General features: G+C 52.6%; 2 protein-coding genes and 3 pseudogenes. All 5 read left to right on the top strand.

Features of this window, described 5'->3' with window-relative positions:
- A pseudogene (locus DM374_RS32370) lies at positions 1-288 on the top strand (DUF4113 domain-containing protein); the annotation flags it as partial.
- A 97-nt stretch (positions 289-385) separates the two neighbouring features.
- Positions 386-487 (top strand): annotated as a pseudogene (locus tag DM374_RS32365) (transposase domain-containing protein); the annotation flags it as partial.
- Between the two features lie 59 nt (positions 488-546).
- Positions 547-984 (top strand): GNAT family N-acetyltransferase, encoded by a 438-nt coding sequence (locus DM374_RS32360; RefSeq protein WP_110973520.1) that lies wholly within the window; start codon positions 547-549, stop codon positions 982-984.
- 176 nt (positions 985-1160) lie between these two features.
- Positions 1161-2016 (top strand): annotated as a pseudogene (locus tag DM374_RS32355) (IS5 family transposase).
- Positions 2017-2242: 226 nt separating this feature from the next.
- The coding region (locus tag DM374_RS32350) for a DUF2846 domain-containing protein (protein WP_110973519.1) at positions 2243-2729 on the top strand (487 nt) is incomplete at its 3' end.

Genomic DNA, 2729 nt, shown 5'->3' with positions numbered 1-2729 from the left:
TTGCAGGCTGTGGAGCGGGTTTTCCGGCTGGGGTTTCGCTATAGCAAGGCAGAGGTTCTGCTGATGGATCTCTGCCTGCGTGGGCAGTTTACGGATGATCTATTTGCGGCGTCACAGCCAGTGCAAGTCGAGCGGGTGATGCAGGTGCTGGATCGGATCAATGGTCGATGAGGCAGGGGGACGCTTCGGCCGGCCGGCGTCCCTGCTGTTCCTGATTGGGGTATGCGACGTGAAATGATGAGCCAGAGCTACACCACACTGCTGGTGGAACTCTGGACTGTTCGCTGATCATTGGGGGCTTAGGGCTGTATTTGAAGCCCGGTCCGTACAATCGGGGTGTTTCGAATTATGCTAAGCCGTCCAGCCGTAAGAGATCCAGTACAGTCATGATCCGTATGCCTACCTCAAAGATGTGCTGACACGGCTGCCGACGCAGCGGGCGAGTGAAATTACCGAGTTGCTGCCGTACAGATGGCGCCACCTTTGATTGCGTCAGATATGTAAGGACACTTTCCATCATATGGATGGAATATAAAGGAGTACGTCATGGAAAAAACAATCAGACTCGCCAACCTAGCGGATATCGATGCCATTTTTGATATTCGAACCAGCGTCCACGAAAATCACTTATCCCTTGATCAGCTAGCGGCAATGGGGATTACTCCCATAACTATACGACAGGCAATTCTAGAGGCCCCATGCGCTTGGGTTGCCGAGGTCAATGGTGCCCCTGTAGGTTTTTCTATGGCCGATGTCGAGGACGGATGTGTGTTTGCCGCTTTCGTTCTACCCGAATTTGAGGGGAACGGACTGGGGCGCAGACTAATGGATGAAGCAGAGACTTTCCTCTTTCAACACCACCAGACGATCTGGTTAGAAACAGCTGAGGCTAGCCGGGCGAGCGGCTTCTATCGAAGCCTCGGCTGGCAGCCCGTGGAGAACTTACCAGAAGGTGATATTCGCTTTGAAAAGTGCAAGAAATAATCATCAAAAAATGTACTGATTAGATGCTCACGTCCAGGTGAGCATCTGCTTAACCCAGTAAATCCGGGCCTAGGGCGGCCTAGGTTCTGTCTGAAATTCAGAGAAACCGAACTTCAGTGCCGCGAGCGCTGAGATTTTTGTAAGGTTTTCAGCCATCTATGGAAAGGAATTCTGCGATGGCTAAGCGCTACGAACTTTCGGATGAAGCATGGGATGTGGTCGAAGATCTGTTCACCTCAACCCACACCAGAGGCAGACCACGATCAAGTGATCGCCTGATGCTCGATGGCGTGCTGTGGTTGTTGCGCTCCGGCGCTCCCTGGCGGGACATGCCCGAGTGCTTTGGGCCTTGGCGAACGGTTTATCACCGCTTCCGGCTCTGGCGAAACCGGGGAACCTTCGCCCAGATGCTCAAGCGTTTGCATCTCAAGCTCAATCATCAAGGACTCATCGACCTGCAGACCTGGATGATCGATTCAACTGCTGTTCGTGCTACTCGAGCCTCATCTGATGCAGGTAAAAAAGGGGGCTTGATGAGCCCGCCGACCATGCTCCAGGCCGCAGTCGCGGTGGTCTCACCACCAAGATTCACATGCTCTGCGACGCCAATGGCGTGCCCTTGCGCTTTCTCCTTTCTGGAGGTCAAGCCAGCGATATCATCTATGCACAGCCATTGCTGGATGATGTCTGCATCCCAACTAGCAAACGCGGCCGACCTCGCAAGCGCTGCCGCTGGCTTTTAGCCGACAAGGGCTACGACGCTGCTGCACTACGCCGCTACTGTGACCGGTATCCATGCAGCCGGTTATCCCTTTACGTGCGATGAAGAGCAAACCCAGGCCTGGATTGCCCCGCCTGTTTGATCGCCCCAAATACCGCCAACGTAATGTGATCGAGCGTATGTTCGGCTGGCTGAAGGAGAACCGCCGAGTAGTGACACGCTTCGACAAACTCGCAAAAAGTTACGGCGCGATGGTCTCGCTGGCTTGTGTCATGCGGTGTCTGCGACACTTGTTTTCAGACAGAACCTAAAACTAACGCCATGCATCTCGATTTACTGGTTCAAACCAGCTAAAAATCAATAATTCATATTATGGGTAATTGCATTAACTTGACCGCGCACTTTACTATTCGCGGCGCACAGCCACCATTGGCGGGAAACGTGACGAGATTGTGGCGTGTGCCATATCAGCATAAAAGGTTTGATCGAGGGGCCGGCAGTGTTGATCATGAAGCGCTTAATCAGAATGGAGCGGTTATGAATCGAGCATGGAAGATCTCAGGATTCGTTTTGTTGGGGCTTCTCAGCTCCTGCACGATGACAGGGCCAAAATTCACGCCACTTGAAAACGTGGATTCTCAACGTGGTGTTCTCTATGTTTATCGGCCCAGTAATTATGATATGGGCCTAATGACCGCCTTGATTTCTTTAGACGGAAAGCAGATAGCGTCTCTAGAGAACGGCGGTTACGTAGCCGTACCTGTTACGCCAGGTGAGCACACGATCACCCAGAAATGGAAGGCCGGAATCTTGGGCAATTCCGATCTTGAGGGAGGCACCACGACCACTGTAGTCGCTGTTAAAAGTTCAGATGCCTCCTACGTTAGCCTCACATCCAACGGCACGAGAGTGCAGGCAAAACGATTCAATGCTGTCGCTATTGCCCTGCAGTGGCAGCTCAATAAAGTGTCTGCAGATCAGGCATTGCCCGAGATTTCTCAATGTAGAAAGGTTGAGGCGATCT

This window comes from Pseudomonas huaxiensis (assembly GCF_003231275.1).
Taxonomy (GTDB): domain Bacteria; phylum Pseudomonadota; class Gammaproteobacteria; order Pseudomonadales; family Pseudomonadaceae; genus Aquipseudomonas; species Aquipseudomonas huaxiensis.
Note: the sequence above shows the minus strand (reverse complement) of the source record. Positions and strands in the feature narration are given on the sequence as shown.

Bases quoted from the DNA above. Each gene is read 5' to 3' on its own strand.
- DM374_RS32360 (WP_110973520.1), top strand. From the start codon at position 547: ATGGAAAAAACAATCAGACTCGCCAACCTAGCGGATATCGATGCCATT.